This window comes from Paenibacillus sp. sptzw28, from assembly GCF_019550795.1.
Classification (GTDB): Bacteria; Bacillota; Bacilli; order Paenibacillales; family Paenibacillaceae; genus Paenibacillus_Z.
This window is the reverse complement of record NZ_CP080545.1, coordinates 2005099-2022681: the sequence shown is the minus strand read 5'-3', so window position 1 is coordinate 2022681 and position 17583 is coordinate 2005099. Positions and strand designations below refer to the sequence as shown.

The following is a 17583-nucleotide window of genomic DNA, read 5'->3' as shown; positions in this document are numbered from 1 at the left end:
GGCAAATGAGAGCTACCAATTAGAACAATTGAAGGGGGATATTCGAAACCATGAAGCTGAACAGAGACGTGCGGATTCTCCCAGTCTCTGTTCAGCTTCATACGTATGAGTAACACTCCTATCCATTGTTCTAATTGTTTGTGATTAAATTAACGACACCGTTATAGTATAAGGATAATTCTTTATGTGAATGGTTAGACTGGTATTTCATTTGTCCATTTTGGTAGTAGTGGCGACGATATGAATTATGAAGTTATTAAGGAAATTGATCATATACCGGTGTATTGGCGAGGATTTCGACCATGCGGCTTTATGAGAAAAAGAACGGCGGAGCGCTCAATATGACTTTAAGATAGGCTCCGCCCGATCAAGTCATGAGTTACTTAAAAAATGAAGACAGATCGTTTAAGCAGTTGCCGAAACATATCATCCAAAAGGTCTAGATTGGGGTAAGACGAGGGATTACTCCCTCGGACTCTCCGTCAAACCGTGATTAAGGAAGTATCTCTCAATCCTACTGAAAAGTTTGATCGAGTGGTACTAGTGATTCCATTAACGTAACGAGTCTAACCAGATTGACAAGAACTTGATCCCATAAAATAAAAATGCCGCAATTTATGCGGCAATTAATGAGATAATGTTCTTGTCACCCGACAATATTTTGATGTCGGTCGGTTGACAAGAACTTGATGTCATAAATGACAAGAACTTGATCCCCATTCCTGATTTATGTATGATTTAAAGCTATCATCAGGCCTTTGCTGGCAGTAAAGCTACGATAATCATGAAAGAATGTGTCTCTAAAAATTCATAAGTTTTTTGGTTGAGTCGAGTTTTCAATGATTATAAATTTTCCCAATAAGCTTGTAGTTTTTGATACCATTGTAAATCGGCTTCTTGTTCTTCTTGAGGTAAGCCACTATTCAATTTTTGCCACTAATTCTTCCATGAAATATATCATTTTTCGCCTCCTTTCTTACTATAAAGCTGGTACTAAAAAAAGGTCGCGATACGCGACCTGGTATTCCCCTCATGGTTGACAACGAAAAAAGGTTATCTGCTAAGATGAACTTTACCTTGTTGCCTGGGGGAAATTTATGCTGAAATTTGCAAAACTCAATCACATTTTCTTATTATAGTAAATAATAAGTAATGGCATTATAAGAAATGATCCAACTAGAATGAATTTCAAAGCGGCAACTGCGCTATTTATAAAACTAAGATGATATAGCTCCACAATTAGAACTACATACACCAAGTTAATAAGATAAGAAATATAACCACTTTGTTTTTTAATATTTTTGTTTCTTTCACTATTGGGATTTGATGAAGTGAAAATTATGTCAAACACGAATATAAAAACTCCCGAAATAATAAAAATAAGATCAAAAAATGAAATATCAGGCCAATCTTGAATAAGAAAGTAGCTTCCCAATATAATGAATAATAAGCCTCTTAAACTTATTTTCATATTTCTTATCCTCCATTTTTTTAATACGTTGCCTTGAAATATCATAAAGATTAGCATTTGGCTTTTACTTTTTTCATTCAATGGAGAAGATCAAAAGTGAAGAATCATCACTTTCGGCAAAACAAACTTTTTAAGGATCGCCCTTCACCTAGCGAGAAGCCTTTTAAAAGGAAGGGCGATGGCATCTAAAGAGCGCAATCATCTAACTATTTTTGTCATGAAATATATATTATTGTGGATAAACACCAGAAAAAAAGATATATGGCAAATGCCCAGTAAAACGAATATAAACTCCATTTCCTTTATTAGCATTTGTAATTGCCCGACCAATTAAGCCATAACCTGCTCCCAATATTGTAGCAAATGTTTTCACGACTGCACTGGGAGCAGAGGGAATAGCTCCTGATATAGCGATAGCAATACCTAGCCCAGCTGCACCACTATATAAAGCTTCAACCAATTGCTTTGACCAATAGTTACTGAGGTAGATTTTATACCCCCACCAATAACTTTTTAAGCCATTTATTCCGTAATGACCAGTCGGGTCAAAATACATGACAGGATTATTTTTAGTATAAGCATATTGATTAAGACTTAATGGATCACTTTCAAATCCATGGAAGGTATCCCTTGTAATAAACCTACCGACACTGGCATCATAGTACCTAGCCATCAAGTAATACAGCCCAGTAGCTTCATCATACCTGTATCCCGAATACCTGTATGGGTTTACAGAAGCCATTGCACCTGACTGCGTTATAATATTACCCCATGCGTCATACTGATACTGAGCTACTGTATTGCCGCTGGCATCAGTCATTGCAGTTACACTGCCGTGTCCATCCAAATGATAGTAATAGGTGGCGTTATTGTACGTCATTGTAACCGGTTTACCGGCAGCATCCCAGGTATATTCAGCAGTAATGGTGTTGTTTGCATCCGTAACATATACAACTTTATCTCCACTGTAATGGAAATTGGCAGTAGATCCGGATGCTGTCATGCTTATGCGTTTGCCCTGATCGTCATAGGTGAAGGTCGCTATTGTGCTTCCGCCGGTATTTTTTACTTCTATAAGCTGATTCACTTCATTATACACATATGTCTTTGGCCCGTTGCTAGTGAGGTTCCCGTTCGAATCATACGTGTAAGTCTGACCGTTTACTGCAGTAAGCTGGTTGCCGTTATCATAGGTATAGTTTGTAATATTGGCACCAACCGTTTTCTTCGTTCTGTTTCCTGCTGCATCATACTCATAAGCTATTGTAATTCCATCGGGTAACGTTTCTTGCGTCAACTGGTTCAATGCATCGTATTGGTACGATATGGTGCCAGAACCCGTTACGATACTGGTTCGGTTGCTGTTGGCATCGTAGGTATATACATACGAATTCAACACTGCACCAGCGGCATTATAGTTCTTCAATAATATCAATCGGTTGTCGGCATCATACTCATACGCTGTATAGGTTCCGTTGCTGTTCTTGACCGATATAACGTTGCCTCTCTCATCGTATATGAACTTGGTAAGGTTAAAGCTGTCTCTGGATAATGCGGTCACTTGGTTCAGGCTGTCATAGTTGTAACCTTGTGTAACCGAAGTTGCCCCTGCAGTAAGTTTCAGCGATCTCAGGTTGCTATTGTCGTCGTACCCAAAGTCGAACCTGTTATTCGCACCTTCCGACATCGTTGTTACACGGTTATTCTTGTCGTACGTGTAGTTGGTAGTCTTACCAGCGGCAATGTTATTTATTGAGGCAACATTCCCGAGGGAGTCGTAGGTATAACCCCATTTCTGCACTCCGTTATAAGATATCCCATTTAGGCGGTTCAATGCATTGTATGTGCTAGTTATGCTGTCGCCCTTCTGGTATATCACCTTTGTATTCTGCCCGTTTTTATCATACCCGAACTGTATTGCCTGGCTTAATGGGTTGGTTATCTTTGATACCTTGTTGAACTCGTTGTACTCGTAGGTTGTTATCTTGTTCCTTGCATCAGTGACAGTAGTCCTGTTTCCAGCATTGTCATATCCGTAAGTGGTTATACCATTCTTTGCATCGGTCACCTGAGTAAGGAGGTTCCTGCTGTCGTACTGGAATGAAGTTGTCTGATTCTTCGGGTCTTGTGCAGTTAATACATTCCCAAAGGTATCATAGGTGTAGTCTGCTATATTGCCAAGCGGGTCTTTTAAACTGGTCATGTAGTTGCCGTTTGCGTCATAGGTGTTGAAGGTAATAGAAGGCCCGATCTCAAGCCTCGGTGCATCAAACCAGGCTGTACCAGTCTGGTTGTAGTAATAGTAGTAGACTTCAATCCAATCAAACGCCGCAGTAGGATTGACAGCAGCCGCTACGTGCTGCCAACCGGAAGCTGTTTTGCTAATATTGTTCGAATTGCTCCAATCGGTTGACCCGCTTGTATAGTGGATTGCTACCTGCATGAGGTAATTGCCTCCACTGGGGTTGGCACCCGACTGTTTCGACCAGCCTGACAGGGTAAGCTTCGTATTGGCATCACCAGAGATATTTATGCGCTGCTTTATATATTTGTTTACTCCGCTTTGGCCGGTTATCTTATAGGAATAGGACCCTATATACTTTTCACTCGAGTCTTTAACATCACTCGTTGTCAAAGAACCTCTGTCCCAATTATCAGGATAGTTGTCCGCATTGGCGTCGCGCTCGAAGCTGGAGTTGTCAAGCAGGTTATAGGCGCTTAATACGGTCCCTTTTTCAAGCTGAATTCCATCAAAATAGGCAGTACCTGTACCAGGATCCATTCCTACCGATACTTTTATGTTTGCTGTTCCGGCCGGAATGCTGTCAACGACAGCCTGAACGCGAGTCCAATCATGGGTTCCCTTTAATGCGTAGGATACCTGCTGGCTGATCCACCCGTTTGATGAGTTGTAGAAATCGATTTTAATAAGAGAGTTGCTGGTTGTACCTGATGTTTTTACATACCCACTCACGATAAATTTATCTGTTGGGGCGGCAGAAATAAAATCAGAGGAAACTACCGCCCAACCAGTCGGGTTAGAGATACTGACACCTTTACTACCGTATTTGGACGTACCTGACCATGCAAAGGTTGCTGATTTCCCCGTGTCAACTGCCTGTGTCCAGTTGTCTGGCCAGTTATTAGCATCGGCATCCAACTCAAAGCTTGAATTCGCCAGCAGGTTATCCGCTGCTGCCATCATATTTGTAGAGTAGTCAAGATTACCGTTTGACAAATACCTGCTTGCGGCAGTCTGGGTATAAGGGTCTGTGGATTCAGTCTGATTATTGCTTCCGTCAAAGCTGAATTTACTGGTGTTTAAGTTGTAATCCCGTGAGGTTATCCTATTGTTCTGACCGTCGTAGGTGTAAATCTCCGACTGGTTTTCAGGAAGCTGTGCCCCGGTAACATTTCCGTTAGAATCATAGGTATAGACATAGACATTTACAGGATTGGACTGTGTCGCAGGAGGCTGCATACCGGTAATATTACCGGTCGCACCATAGGTGTAAACAAATGCGTAAGCATAATTCTCCGTCTTATTAACATTGGCGTCCTTCACTTGAGTGAGATTGTTGTTGTTATTATAGGCATAGGTTGTAACAGCCTTGTTTGCCGTATCCTGACCGTTTTCCGTTATTTGAACGATATTATTGCTGGAATTATAACTGTAGTCTATTCTCCGTCCTTCACCGTCAATGACTGAAGTAACACTGTATGCAGTATAATAGCTATAATTAGTAGTGCTGGTCTGTATAGCGCCATCTATAGTGATCGGCCTGCTGATGCTGGTTACCCTGTCGTTTGGCACGTCATACCCTACGGTGGTTGTTTTACTTCTCTGATCGGTTATTGTAGTTATGTTATGACCAGAGTCGTAGCCCATGGTTATGAATTTTGCTGCCGGATCGGTCACTTTGGTAAGGTTGTATGATGCATCATACTCATAATTTACCGTACGGCTCGCGGGATTGTAGGTTATACTTGAAACGTAACCGTTAGCGCCGTAGGCAATGGTAGTCGTCCTGCCCGAAGCATCGGTTATCGTAGTAAGCTTGCCTGAAGTGTAGCTATAAGTGGTAGTATTGTTATTTGTATCTACGAGTGAAGATATTTTACCACTGGTATTGAAATTGATTTTAGTACCGTCGGTTTTGGTTACGGTATAAGTGTTGTCTCCATTTTTTACTAATGTCAGGTATACCCCTCCGGCAGCAGCATAACCTCCCCCGACTGCCTGTCCGAAGATATGACGGGTGTTATCTCCATCTATAAGTGTAATAGGACCGCTGCCTGCATCGACAATCTGAGCTTCCACATTACTCTTCCAGCCATAGCCGAACATACCTGCTATAGCGGATTTACGGCTGTTGTATGTCCTATCAATGCTAACGGACACACCTCTTCCGGGTATTGAAAAGTCGTTTTGCTGAAGTACCAGATTTCCATTGGCCGGATTTACGCCGTCTTTAGTATATCCCCAGAAATCCTCAAGTCCTATCGGATCGATAGTATAATTAATAGTAAGCCTTGGCGTATTAGTACTTGCGTTAACCGTATTGAACGATCTGTAAGGTGATGTGCCTTCGTTCTGCTGCTTGAGCATAAATCCATAGTTTGGTAATACACCGTTATACCAGTCCTTGGTTAATTGGGTTATATCCCACTGCCAGTATGCACTGGATGCATTACTGGTTACTGTCGATTCAGCCGTTGCATTGATTGTAGGCTGGGTATTCCATGTTACAGAACCCGTCCAATCGGAGGTTATTTTAAATAAGTCTACAGAGACATTGGTAGACTCTACTCTCGACTGGTAGGCGTTGAAGTTTGCACTTGAAATTTTACTGTCGCTCGGCAGGGCAGGCAGATAAAACTGTGCCAATGAGCGGGCAGCACCGTAGGAAGGCGTATTCCCAGTATGCATGGAAGTGGCGCTGGAATATGAACTAGTGGGGTTGGTTCCGGATATGAACGTATCCTTCAAGATGTTCCAACTGTCTACAGTCGGATCAATGGTGACCGGATATTGTGTGCTGGGATCTTCAAGGAATGTCTTGTCGGCAGTAACGTCGACATACGTTTTTCCGTTTTCCTTTCGGAGCGTCAATGTCAATTTATCCGAATATTTACCACTTGCATCGGTCATAAAGGGCTTTTCAAAGTACCAAAGCTTGTTGCCTTTGCTATCTCTAAATAGTATCGTACCGTCACTCTCAGTTGAAGCCGTTACTCCATTGAGCTTCAGTTCATATGAAAATACATTTCTGTTGTTATATTTGTTCAGAATTAGATCTTCCTTGACTGCGTCACCTTTTACCTGGTAACGGACATCCGTATCCTGGAAAAGTCCGGCATATGTGATTTTGTCTTGATTAATTGAGCCTGTGACATTGTTAGCTTTTACCGGGACAAATGAAAGACTTTTACCGTCTTTTTCAACAGTAACAAGGTCACCTGTTTCTGAATTGTCTGCAAATATGGCGTTGAAGTCGTTGGCTCCGTTTTCATACTTACCCGAATTATTTGCTTTGAGACCGTTATCGATATTCTTCCACTTTTTATCTGATGAATCCTGGTAAAACTTCGGTTCGAGAAAAATTTCTTCAGTAAAGCTACCATCCGGGTTAAGGAACCTGGTGGAGTATTTCGTGCGCTTGCTCGTTAATTCCAGCTTTTCCTTTGGAAGTTTGCTAGGTATTTCACCGATATCCGCCACGAGTTTGTTATTCTGCGGCGCGTTTTGCGTTTCTCCAGGGGCAGCGCTGGCAAAAGACATGCCAACGAGATTAAAAATCAAGGAGAAAGTGAGAAATAATGCAAGTAAGCGCAAAGATGACTTTAAATGTGTGGTCAAAGTTTAGTCCCCTTTTATGTTATGTACCAACCGACTGGTTGATACTCACAAATATATCAGGACGAAGATATTTAGTGCTAGAGGTATTAAATGGATCAATCAAGCATTACTAAATGGGTGATTTTAACATTGAAATCGTTTTTTTCATAAAAGTATGAGTCGAGAACAGCCGCCATCCGTCTCCTGAAGTCAGAGTTAAAAGTGGTACGAAAATTTATGATGATGAAATATATTGTAATTCACTAAAGAAAAATTCGACGATTTATCAACGCGAATGCTTTTTCTGATATACCTCTAGCGCCTCCTTTGGCACCTTCTTCTTGTAATACCCGGGAATATGTACTAAGCAATAGGTCATTCGTGTACGGTACAGACCTGGAATGCTGCCGAGCAACTCTCAAGTTAAATTGGTACCGCAGTTACAGAAGATACATTTCCGGTCGATCATTGGAGACGACTGCATTGTCGGATCGGACTCCCCAGCAGGGGCCGAATCAAGAAGATGTGTTAGCGCAGGGTTTCCACCCCAATCTTTCGGATAAAACGGCGCAAGGCCTTTCCACCTGATTTGCCAAGTATCTAGCACCTTTCGGAAGGCTTCGTTCGTTGCTTGGTCAACCGTTGTGGAGAGTTGCTTAATATGACCGTTTCCGTCCACTTGGATTTCAGAAAACCCGATACCATCACGAGAGTGAGGCCTTATCGTAACACGGCAAATCACCTTTACAAATCGATGTGGAACGTTCACTTCGATGTCGCGGATCTCCCGAATCCATCGGCTCTGGGTCGCCGCTTCAATGCGATCGGTATAGACTTGGTTAGGTATGTAGGCACGGTTGTTATCTGTCCGCTCTTTGACGGTGCCCTTCGGGAAGCGGGCTTTAATGTGTTCGATCACTTCTTGATAATTTAAGTTCTCCCATGATCCCTTAAGCAGGAATTGCGGCCGTCTACGCACGAGTTGACCGTCGAATCCTGATTTTTCCAGCCCCTATCACCCAAAAGCATAAATTGTTCTCATCGGCTTGAGCGAAGGACAGCACGAAACCTTTCGATCCGGCAGGCCTCTTGACTGCCTCGTGCAAGGTATAGTTCGTCCAATCGGTATGCCGAGCCGAATGGAACGGGCCTGCAAGCCTCGCTTCCTCGGTGTCGTCCAATTCGGCATCAAACCGTCGAACCTGCGAACTTCCCCTGTATAGTTATTCATGATTCGAACATCCGAGTAGACGACTCGGCTTCCGTCTGCGACAAAGGATACAAGTTCTTGTCCTAAATCGGCAATGGATATATGTTCTTGTCCTCGACAAAGGACAAGAACATATATCCATAAAATAAAAAACCACGCTGCGCGTGGATCCGTAAGGTTACCATGTTCTTGTCCTCCGGACAGGTCGATGCTTCAAAAACTTCCGTCGGATTGTCGGAGGACAAGAACATATATCAATTAAAGACAAGAACTTATATCCTTTCCTGTAAAGACAAGAATCCATATGGTCATCTAAAAGCCGGACAAAAATTTACGAAAATTGATAACGATTTCACCGATTTGAATAATTTCCGATATCAAGAAAGCCAACCATTGAAGGTCGATCAATGTGCGACGTCTGGGCATCATAAAAGCAGAACCCACGATTGATGAATTATTAAAAACTCGAAGGGCTCGACCTCAAAGGTCACATTAGGACTTTTTGGTGTCAGCCCTTTCTCTTGTCTTTAAGAAAAACTGATCACTAGCTGGTCGACAGTTATATTATCTTTCTTACCATAAAATTATTTTGTTGTACAAGCCAATTTTGCGGGGATGGACTACCTAGCACCCAATAGCTGACGCCGCGAAGACCGTATTGCTTTACCGTGTCAAATTTGGTTTGAAAACTGCGCGCATCTTCAAACCAGACTTCATGCTCCTGACCACTCTCATCGACATAATGGAAAAACGGGGACTGATATGTCTCATGATATTGAATGTCGACACCATACCTTGCTGCTAGTCGGACTGCTTCCTGCGGAGTGACTATTTGGGCAAAAGTCCCTTGAACCCATGGTATTTTCCAATCCCTTCCGTATAAGGGCATCCCCATTAAAATTTTGTTGCGCGGGATAGCTGTAACGGCATAATCGAGAACACGCTTCACTTCATTAATTGGCGCGATCGCCAACGGCCTTCCTCCTGCCCATCCCCATTCGTATGTCATTAATACGACGAAATCGACAATTTCTCCGTGAGCTGCGTAATCGTGTGCTTCATAAAGCAATCCTTTTTGACCCTCCCTCACTTTAGGAGCGAGAGCCGTAGAGACCGAAAATCCTTCGGGACGCAACCGTGCAACCGTCTTGCGAAGAAAAGTGTTATAATTTTCACGGTCTTCCGGTTTAACGTACTCAAAGTCGAAATTCACGCCCAAATAATTTTTGCTTTTGATTTTATCCAGTATGTTCGTAATTAGAGCATCCTGTAATTCTGGGCTTCGCAGAACGGTTGCCGCAAGATCCGAGTCAAATTTTCCTCCGGTGAAGTTTGTGAGGACAAGAAGCGGCGCAACCCGATTTGCTCGAGCGGCATTTAAGATAGGGACCTCATTCATTTCCGTAATGCTTCCGTCCTGTCGAATGGAGTACGTAAAAGGGGTTAGGTACGTGAAGTACCTTCCTAAGCTTAGCACTTCCTGCCTCCCCTCTTCACTCGTGCTTGTCGTATAAGCGTTCACTTCGGTTATCGGTCTTGCTTTTGCGGGAATCCGAAGCACCTGCCCAGGGAAAATTTGGGAAGTGTTGGCGATTCGGTTTGCTTGAATAATCGCCTCTACGGTTGTGCCGTAACGTTGTGCTAACAACCAGAGTGCTTCTCCCGACTGAACGGTATGAGACAGAAAAGGCATGGTGAGCATTTGTCCAACAAAGATCATTGCCGGATTGGATATCTGATTTGCTTCAACAAGTGCTTGGACTGTAGTCCCATAGCGCTGAGCAACCGACCACAAATTATCGCCCGGTTGGATAATGTATTCCCGTTTCGTCTCCGGTACAACAAGTGATTGGCCAACTATAAGAACATTGGGGTCTTCCAATTGATTGGCTAATACGATTTGACTGGTAGTTGAACCGTATCGTTGCGAAATACGCCACAATGTGTCTCCTCTTTGCACGACATGAATTTGCATTCGATATCTCTCCCTACTGCTAAAAATCAAGAATCCTTATTAGTTTATTCATCAAAGACAATAATGTTTTGATAATAACAAAAAAACGCCCATCCCTTGGAATTAGTGCAGAGGGCGCGCCGAAGAGGCATTTCGATTGACAGCTGCCGGAAGGCTGCTCTGATTTCTCAAGTAACGAACTATGATTATTGCATTGATGCTAAAATTTCTTGCATTTTTTGTGACACTACAGGATAAAAGTTGTTTTTTGCACTAGCTGTGGAATTACCACCGAAAAAACCAGTGCCTGGACATGTTTTAATGGCATGTCCTTCACCTTTGTCTAATACTCTTTCCCCCGAATTGATATCCCACCAATGATGGTATGTGATACTGTCAACGGACGGAGTTAACCCGAATTTCAACATAAGCAAGGCACTGACAGTAACAATCGTTTCTCTTTGTTCCGCAGTCATTTGATTATTACCTGCATCAAAGTTCCCAACATTTTCAATAGCTAACGCATCAGCTTCAATAGCCTGCATTGCAGATTTATTAAGCAACCCGAATGAACCTTCAGGAGGTATGTTAAATGGCCTGCCTACAGCTACTTTTCCGTCTGGAAATGTGGTTAATTGTTGGCTTATATTACTCCATCCCATCACATTAACGTGATAATCCTCCATACCCTTCAACAACGAAAAATGATTCGATCCGTTGAATTGCTGATAAGACGGTTGATAAGTATGATGTTGCTGTATTTTACCAATTCTTCTTGTGAATTTATGATTAAATATCCAATCTTTAAATTCCTCTCTGGTCATTAGCACATACTGTCCTTGCATGGTCAGCTTCGTAGGAGGAATCTTTATTTTTTGCCCTACATAAATAACATCGGATGTAAGTCCATTTTTTGTTTTTATAGAAACGACTGTAGAATTAAATGCTTGTGCAAGCTTCCATAGACTATCCCCAGGAAGAACTTCGTACATGATGGGAACCCTTAATTTCTGACCAACTACTATTAAATCCGATTGTAATCCGTTAATTAGTTTCAGGTCCTCTACAGAGGTCCTATATGTATTTGCAATTTTCCATAAATAATCCCCTGATTTCACCTCATATATATTCCTCGGGTTATTAACTGCATGAGCAGGAGATACATTCATTAGCATTAATAAAATCAAACTAAATAGAAGCACAAATTGTTTTTTCATTTTTTATATCCTTTCATGAGGATTTCACGAACTCTGTTGTTTAAAAGTAAGACATCTTTTTTAACTTTTTTATCGTTTCAATACATCTTTGAAATTATACGGGCTGATACCCGCGAGGGCAGATCGATTATCATTGCCGAGGACACACTTGGGGCCGTCCGCTTACGAACCTTTGAACTCGCTACAGGGGTTCCCGGGACCACATTTGGTCAAGCGTGAGACATGCATAATTGGCTCGTCTGCAGTGCATGATAATCACAAAACAAGGATTTAATTTACAGAGGAGTACTTATTATGAAACTGAGAAGTTTTTTTTCGCTCTTTTTTTTATGTTTGCTCTTATTTGGATGTAGCGACCAAAGCGCGGAGCCAGCGCCGATCCCGGAATACAAGAAGCAGGCGGTCAAACATAACATTTCACAAACTAGCGTGAGTGCCAGTAATGTCCCAATTCTTAATTTTTACCTTTCACCCCAATCTTCGAACCCCCGGACCGAGAAAGTCACACATGTGATGATTCACTTTATTTCGAATGCCATACAGAAACCGCAGAACCCGTATGATGTAAAAGATGTGTATCGCATATTTCTTACCACCGGAACCTCCACTAATTACATGATTGGACGGAACGGAGAAATTTACCGATTGGTGAGTGAAGACCGCGTCGCATTCCACGCTGGAAAAGGAAGTCTGCCAGGATTCCCACAGTATCAAAACAAAATGAATGAATATTCGATCGGAATTGAGATGTTAGCGATTGGAACACGGGATGAGATGCTGCCTGTCATGCCTGGAAACACGTATGGTTTGATAGCCCCTGCTAATATCGGATATACCGATGTTCAGTATCGCTCTCTAAATCGCTTATTGAATGAAATTCTTAAACGCCACCCTACTATTCAACGGGACAGAAAACATATTGTCGGCCATAACGAGTATGCTCCTGGAAGAAAGACGGATCCTGGGAAGCTATTTGATTGGTCACGCATCAATATTAGTCACCGAAACTATACAGTGAAGTCAGGTGATACATTGTGGAAAATTGCGCAAAAATTTGGTGTGAGTATACAGACGATTATCAAATATAACAATCTAAATCCGAACGTTTACCTCAAAGTCGGGCAAAAGTTATTGATCCCTCAATAATGCGTGAGTCTTTGATGGCTGAGGATTTGAACTGTCAAGGGTGAATGCCAAAAGGTTGACAAAGCTCCAATTAACGAGAAAGCATACTTTTCAGCCCTTTCGCTTCCCAATAGGAAGTCGGGAGGGCGTCGTTTGTGAGACATTTCCCACGCACCTCGCCAGGAATTGGCCATGACTAAACAAGCCCACACCGGAACGCCAAGTGCTCTCGAAGCTCGCGAATTCGGGTGCGCACCCGTTTCCATTGCTTCCATAAGCACATGCGGAGCCTTCGGCGAATCCATTGGTCGAATTTCTCACAGTGGATCTTTGCTGAGGCGAGTCGAAAGTAGCCAATCCAACCTATGAGGTATCGGTTAAGCTGAACAATACGGCTTTCCCTGGGCATCGAGCACGTTCGGTTCGTTAGCTCTCGAACCTTCTCTTTGAATCGTGAGAGGGTCTGGGAGCCAGACGAATCGTCGCTTTCTTGTCCCTCAGGAAACTAAAGCCAAGAAACTTGCGGTTCCAAGGTCTGTCTACCGCACTCTTCTCTCGATTCATGTTTAGTTTCAGCTTTCCTTCTACGAATCTATAAAGGACGGCGAACAACCATAATGTGAGTTATTATGTACCATTTTCGTCTTCTCGAACGTGAAATTGTGTGTAGAATAGTGCAAGTACTAAACTTGCAGAATCCGCCATGTTACAATAAATCAATAAGCATTTTTAAGAAAACCACCACATAGTTGAATCATTTTTTCTAGTGAATGGCAGCTTCATTTCTCTATTGAGCTAACATAATAGATTCATGAACTTTGATCCTCAAGAAGTCTAAGATTCGCCTTTGCCGTACCGGGACACCTTACTCTGAAAAGCAGTCCATCCACAACAGGGGGCTGACTTGCTCTCAAGATTCGTTTTTACGTTAAAAATGAGCACGGTGAGGTAGGTTGTAAATTGCATACGAAAGAACCCCCATTATTGGGCTCTCTTCATTACTGTGGAGCCTGTTCATTCGCTCGGAAAGGATACGAATCGAGTAGTATTGTTCGGCCCCCGGTTTGCTTCGCGAAGCTGACAGGCGTACACTTCACAATGTCAAAGAAGCGTGCCGGCTGTGTAGAGGATGATACGCATCCTTGTTGTACTCCAATCGTTACTGTCGCTCCTCCTTTTTGGATGATGGGGCGCAACCCGTTCCGTATTTTCGTGGGTACAGGAGGAATATATGAAACCTGTTATTTGATCTCTGTGTTGCTGTATCGCGTACAGTTGTTCAATTGTTTATCACTTTGAATATTTATAAATAATGTTGAATATTCCCTGTATATCTGACGATTTACTATCCCAAACTCTGCAAACATTCTCAACAAATATGACACCACTCATTGACATAACCGTTAAATTTAAATAAAGTTAAAATATTAGAACCTGGTACTAATACCTGATCATAAAGAAGGAGATGAGCAGTGTGCTGCAGCCAACCTTGTTGTCACATGCCAAAATAACCGCATTCGGGGCGTACGTTCCGGAGCAGGTGCTTCGAAACGATGATTTGGAGCGGATGGTCGATACGAACCATGAGTGGATTGTTCAGCGAACCGGAATTTATGAGCGGCGGATCGCATCGGATGAACAATTTTGCAGCGATCTGTGTTTTGCGGCTGTCCGGGATTTGCAATCGCGCTATGATGCGGTTTTGGACGATGTAGACTTTATCCTGGTCGCAACGACTACGCCCGATACGTATTTCCCGAGCATGTCGGCCCGGGTACAAGCTGAATTCGGAATCGCATCCTGCGGAGCCGTCGATATTCAAGCCGCGTGCGCAGGTTTCGTTGCAGCACTGCAGCTGGCGAACGGTCTTCTGCTCTCCGGCGTTCACCGTAAAATCCTCGTTATCGGCGCGGAGACATTGTCCAAGGCGACCGATTATACCGACCGCTCGACGTGCATTTTGTTCGGGGACGGGGCAGGAGCAGTGTTGGTGGAACGGAGTGAGGAAGGGGCCTTCCTCGGCTCTTATGTGCGAACAACCGGAGAAGAAGGCCATCATCTTTATCGCTCCAGCCTTTCCTCTTCCATAGGCGGGCACCCGATTGACACAACGGGCAAAATTGTGCAAAACGGCCGTGAGGTTTATAAATGGGCTGTAACCCAGGTCCCGAAAGGGGTCGCATCCATTTTGGAGCAGAACGGCTGCCGGGCGCATGAATTGGATTGGTTCGTCCCGCACAGCGCCAACATGCGGATTGTGGAATCCGTTTGCGAGAAAACGGGCATTCCCGTCGAGCGGACGCTGACCAGCATGGCGCAGTACGGCAACACTTCGGCAGCTTCCATTCCACTGGCGCTTGACCTTGCATTGAAGGATGGCCGCATCAAAACAGGTGATATCATGCTGCTCTATGGCTTTGGCGGCGGGCTTACCGAAGCGGCTCTTTTGCTTCGCTGGACCCTTTAAAAGATCGAATCTCCGGAATTCCTCAAGGCGGTACCGTTCATACATGGTGTATGTCCGGACCGCCTTTCCGGGCATCCCTTCCCTTCCCTTCCCTTCCCTTCCTACTATATCTACCCTTTAGAAGACCTTTAAACTCTTTCTTGTCATTTCCGGCTTTTAAGAGACGAGTACCCAATCGGAATTTCGGCTCCGAACATACACTATTGGAACCGGACATTCGGCTTGAAATCCAGAGGTTTATTCTTTGTAAATCCATCGTATAGAGAGGACGGAACAGCGATGAAGCTGCTTTTCACCTTTTTTGTTCCCAGTGGAGGGATTGAAACGCTCAACCGTCTTCGGTGCCGCACTTTGCGTATGGTCGGAATAGAAAGCCACTTTTTGTATCTACAGAACGGTGCAGGAAGGCAGAACATGGCGGATATTCCGCATTTCATTACAAATAACGATGGTGATATTCAAAAGGTGCTGTCTGACGGCCGATACGACGCCGTCATTGTTACCTGCGACCATTTAATGCTTCAACGGCTGCGCGGGATAGGCTATCAAGGCCCGTTAATTTATGAGGCACAGGGACTCGGCACCTACGAAGAGGCCCAGTCAACGCTGCAATTTGCTTCACAATTTATACGGAGGTATGCTCGTGCAGCCATAAGCACTCCTACCTCGCATCTTATGGTTCTGTTCCAAACCTATTTAGCCGATATTCCCCGCTTCTATATCCAGAATATGATCGATACCGGCCGGTTTGTTCATATTGGAGCCTTGGGATTAAATCCCTCCGGCAAACCGATTTTGGGCTGGATCGGACGGCTTGAGAAAAACAAAAACTGGCGGCTGTTTCTGGAAATAAGCGCGGCGCTGAAGAAGCAGCGCCCTGATTTGCAAATATGGATGTTCGAAGATGCGAATATATCCGAACCGGGAGAACGGGCCAAATTCAACGAGCTCGTCCGGGATTTGAATTTGATGCCGGACCTGAAGATCCGCTCCAACATTCCCCATGATCATATGCCGCACTATTTGTCCGTAATCGGCGATTCGGGGGGATTTGTTTTGTCCACCTCCTTCGTCGAAGGCTTCGGCTATGCTGTGGCCGAAGCGATGAGCTGCCGGTGTCCTGTGCTCTCGACTGATTCGGACGGTGTCCGTCATTTCATAGACCATAACCGGACGGGCAAATTTTTTAAAACCCGTTCCGTCTCCGAAGCGGTGCGCGAGGCCTCCGAGCTTATGGACAACCGGGCTTTGACCGAAAGCATCCGCGTTCAGGCGGCGCAGCACATCCGCACGCATTTCTCCCCTGGCCGCTATGCCGCAGACATCGTTAACATCATGGTTGCGCTTGGACTTCGTCCCTATAGTTAATGCCGTTCCCGCCACCGGTCTCCGCCGCATAGGTGGCACGGATTCCTTCCGCGAATCTGATTTGCGGCGACCAGTCAAGAACCGCTCCTGCCTTATCGGGAACGAACACGCTGTGGAAGGCATCGTAGGGCCGCTTTCCGACGTGGCGAACAGCAGGAACCGGATCCTTCTGAAGAGCTGCCAGCGTATGAGCAAGCTTAATAATCGAGCATGGCTCTCCCGTGCCGATATGCAGGGTCTCATTGAAGCCTTTGCAGGCTGCCAGGAGACAAGCGCGAACAATATCGTCGACATGCACGAAGTCGCGCATTTGAGTGCCGTCACCCTCGATGAGCAGCGGCAGTCCTTGACGCAGCCGCTCAATGAAAACCGCGACAACAGCCCCTTCCGCCTTCGGTTTTTGCCCCGGACCATAAACATTGGCAAAACGCAGAATCGTGAAGGGAACGCGATGAAGCCTGTAATACCAGACGGTATATCTTTCTGCTATTCTTTTGGACAATCCATAAGGCGACAAGGGTCTTTCAGGGAGTTCTTCACTGGGCTTGAAAATATTTAAGTCACCGAAAACCGCGGCAGTCGAGGCCAATACAATTTTGCAGCCTGGTGATTGTCTGCAGCCTTCAAGCACATTTAAAGTACCGATGACATTGGTCGTCAAATCCGCCGGCACATCGGTAAAAGTAAGGCTGGAGACATCCTGCGCAGCCATATGATAAACGACCTCGGGCCGTTCGGCTCCAAGCAGACTCGGCAATTCCGGGTCGCACACGCTCATCTGCATAAATTTCGCCCCTTGAGGTATATCCTCCGCACTGCCGGATGAGAGGTCGTCGAGAACAAGCACTTCGTTGCCGGCGCTGATCAAAGCGGCCGTCAACCGTGAACCGATAAATCCAGTACCACCCGTTACGACTGTTTTCATAATCCAT

General features: G+C 44.3%; 8 protein-coding genes and 1 pseudogene. 3 read left to right on the top strand and 6 right to left on the bottom strand.

Annotated features, from left to right (window positions below; all coding sequences use genetic code 11):
• Window positions 1–1700: 1700 nt before the first annotated feature.
• The 4 genes from KZ483_RS09035 to KZ483_RS09020 form a co-directional block, all read right to left on the bottom strand.
• Window positions 1701–7331, bottom strand: coding sequence for a DNRLRE domain-containing protein (locus KZ483_RS09035; RefSeq protein WP_258881606.1), 5631 nt, complete (start codon window positions 7329–7331; stop codon window positions 1701–1703).
• A 397-nt stretch (window positions 7332–7728) separates the two neighbouring features.
• Complete coding sequence (locus KZ483_RS09030; protein ID WP_220352313.1) at window positions 7729–8229, bottom strand: hypothetical protein; 501 nt, start codon at window positions 8227–8229, stop codon at window positions 7729–7731.
• A gap of 850 nt (window positions 8230–9079) precedes the next feature.
• Entirely contained in the window at window positions 9080–10495 is a 1416-nt protein-coding gene (locus KZ483_RS09025) for a glycoside hydrolase family 18 protein (RefSeq protein ID WP_220352312.1), read from the bottom strand.
• 185 nt (window positions 10496–10680) lie between these two features.
• Entirely contained in the window at window positions 10681–11691 is a 1011-nt protein-coding gene (locus KZ483_RS09020; protein WP_220352311.1) for a LysM peptidoglycan-binding domain-containing protein, read from the bottom strand.
• Window positions 11692–11985: 294 nt separating this feature from the next.
• Between KZ483_RS09020 and KZ483_RS09015 the strand changes: the two genes are divergently transcribed.
• On the top strand, window positions 11986–12837 hold the full coding sequence (locus KZ483_RS09015; RefSeq protein ID WP_309568658.1) for an N-acetylmuramoyl-L-alanine amidase: 852 nt from the start codon (window positions 11986–11988) through the stop codon (window positions 12835–12837).
• 70 nt (window positions 12838–12907) lie between these two features.
• Here KZ483_RS09015 and KZ483_RS09010 read toward each other — a convergent pair.
• Window positions 12908–13410, bottom strand: a pseudogene (locus KZ483_RS09010) (group II intron maturase-specific domain-containing protein); the annotation flags it as partial.
• 883 nt (window positions 13411–14293) lie between these two features.
• Between KZ483_RS09010 and KZ483_RS09005 the strand changes: the two are divergent.
• Both KZ483_RS09005 and KZ483_RS09000 read left to right on the top strand, forming a co-directional pair.
• Window positions 14294–15283, top strand: a complete 990-nt coding sequence (locus tag KZ483_RS09005; RefSeq protein ID WP_397376193.1) for a ketoacyl-ACP synthase III — start codon at window positions 14294–14296, stop codon at window positions 15281–15283.
• Between the two features lie 414 nt (window positions 15284–15697).
• Window positions 15698–16651, top strand: coding sequence for a glycosyltransferase family 4 protein (locus KZ483_RS09000; protein WP_258881605.1), 954 nt, complete (start codon window positions 15698–15700; stop codon window positions 16649–16651).
• On the opposite strand, the gene KZ483_RS08995 is transcribed toward KZ483_RS09000, so the two are convergent.
• Window positions 16617–17576 (bottom strand): NAD-dependent epimerase/dehydratase family protein, encoded by a 960-nt coding sequence (locus tag KZ483_RS08995; protein WP_220352309.1) that lies wholly within the window; start codon window positions 17574–17576, stop codon window positions 16617–16619. The two genes, KZ483_RS09000 and KZ483_RS08995, sit on opposite strands and share 35 nt — an antisense overlap.
• Window positions 17577–17583: the final 7 nt, after the last annotated feature.

Coding starts and splice junctions, on each gene's coding strand:
- KZ483_RS09025 (WP_220352312.1), bottom strand. CDS start 10,495: ATGCAAATTCATGTCGTGCAAAGAGGAGACACATTGTGGCGTATTTCG.
- KZ483_RS09020 (WP_220352311.1), bottom strand. CDS start 11,691: ATGAAAAAACAATTTGTGCTTCTATTTAGTTTGATTTTATTAATGCTA.
- KZ483_RS09015 (WP_309568658.1), top strand. CDS start 11,986: ATGAAACTGAGAAGTTTTTTTTCGCTCTTTTTTTTATGTTTGCTCTTA.
- KZ483_RS09000 (WP_258881605.1), top strand. CDS start 15,698: ATGGCGGATATTCCGCATTTCATTACAAATAACGATGGTGATATTCAA.
- KZ483_RS08995 (WP_220352309.1), bottom strand. CDS start 17,576: ATGAAAACAGTCGTAACGGGTGGTACTGGATTTATCGGTTCACGGTTG.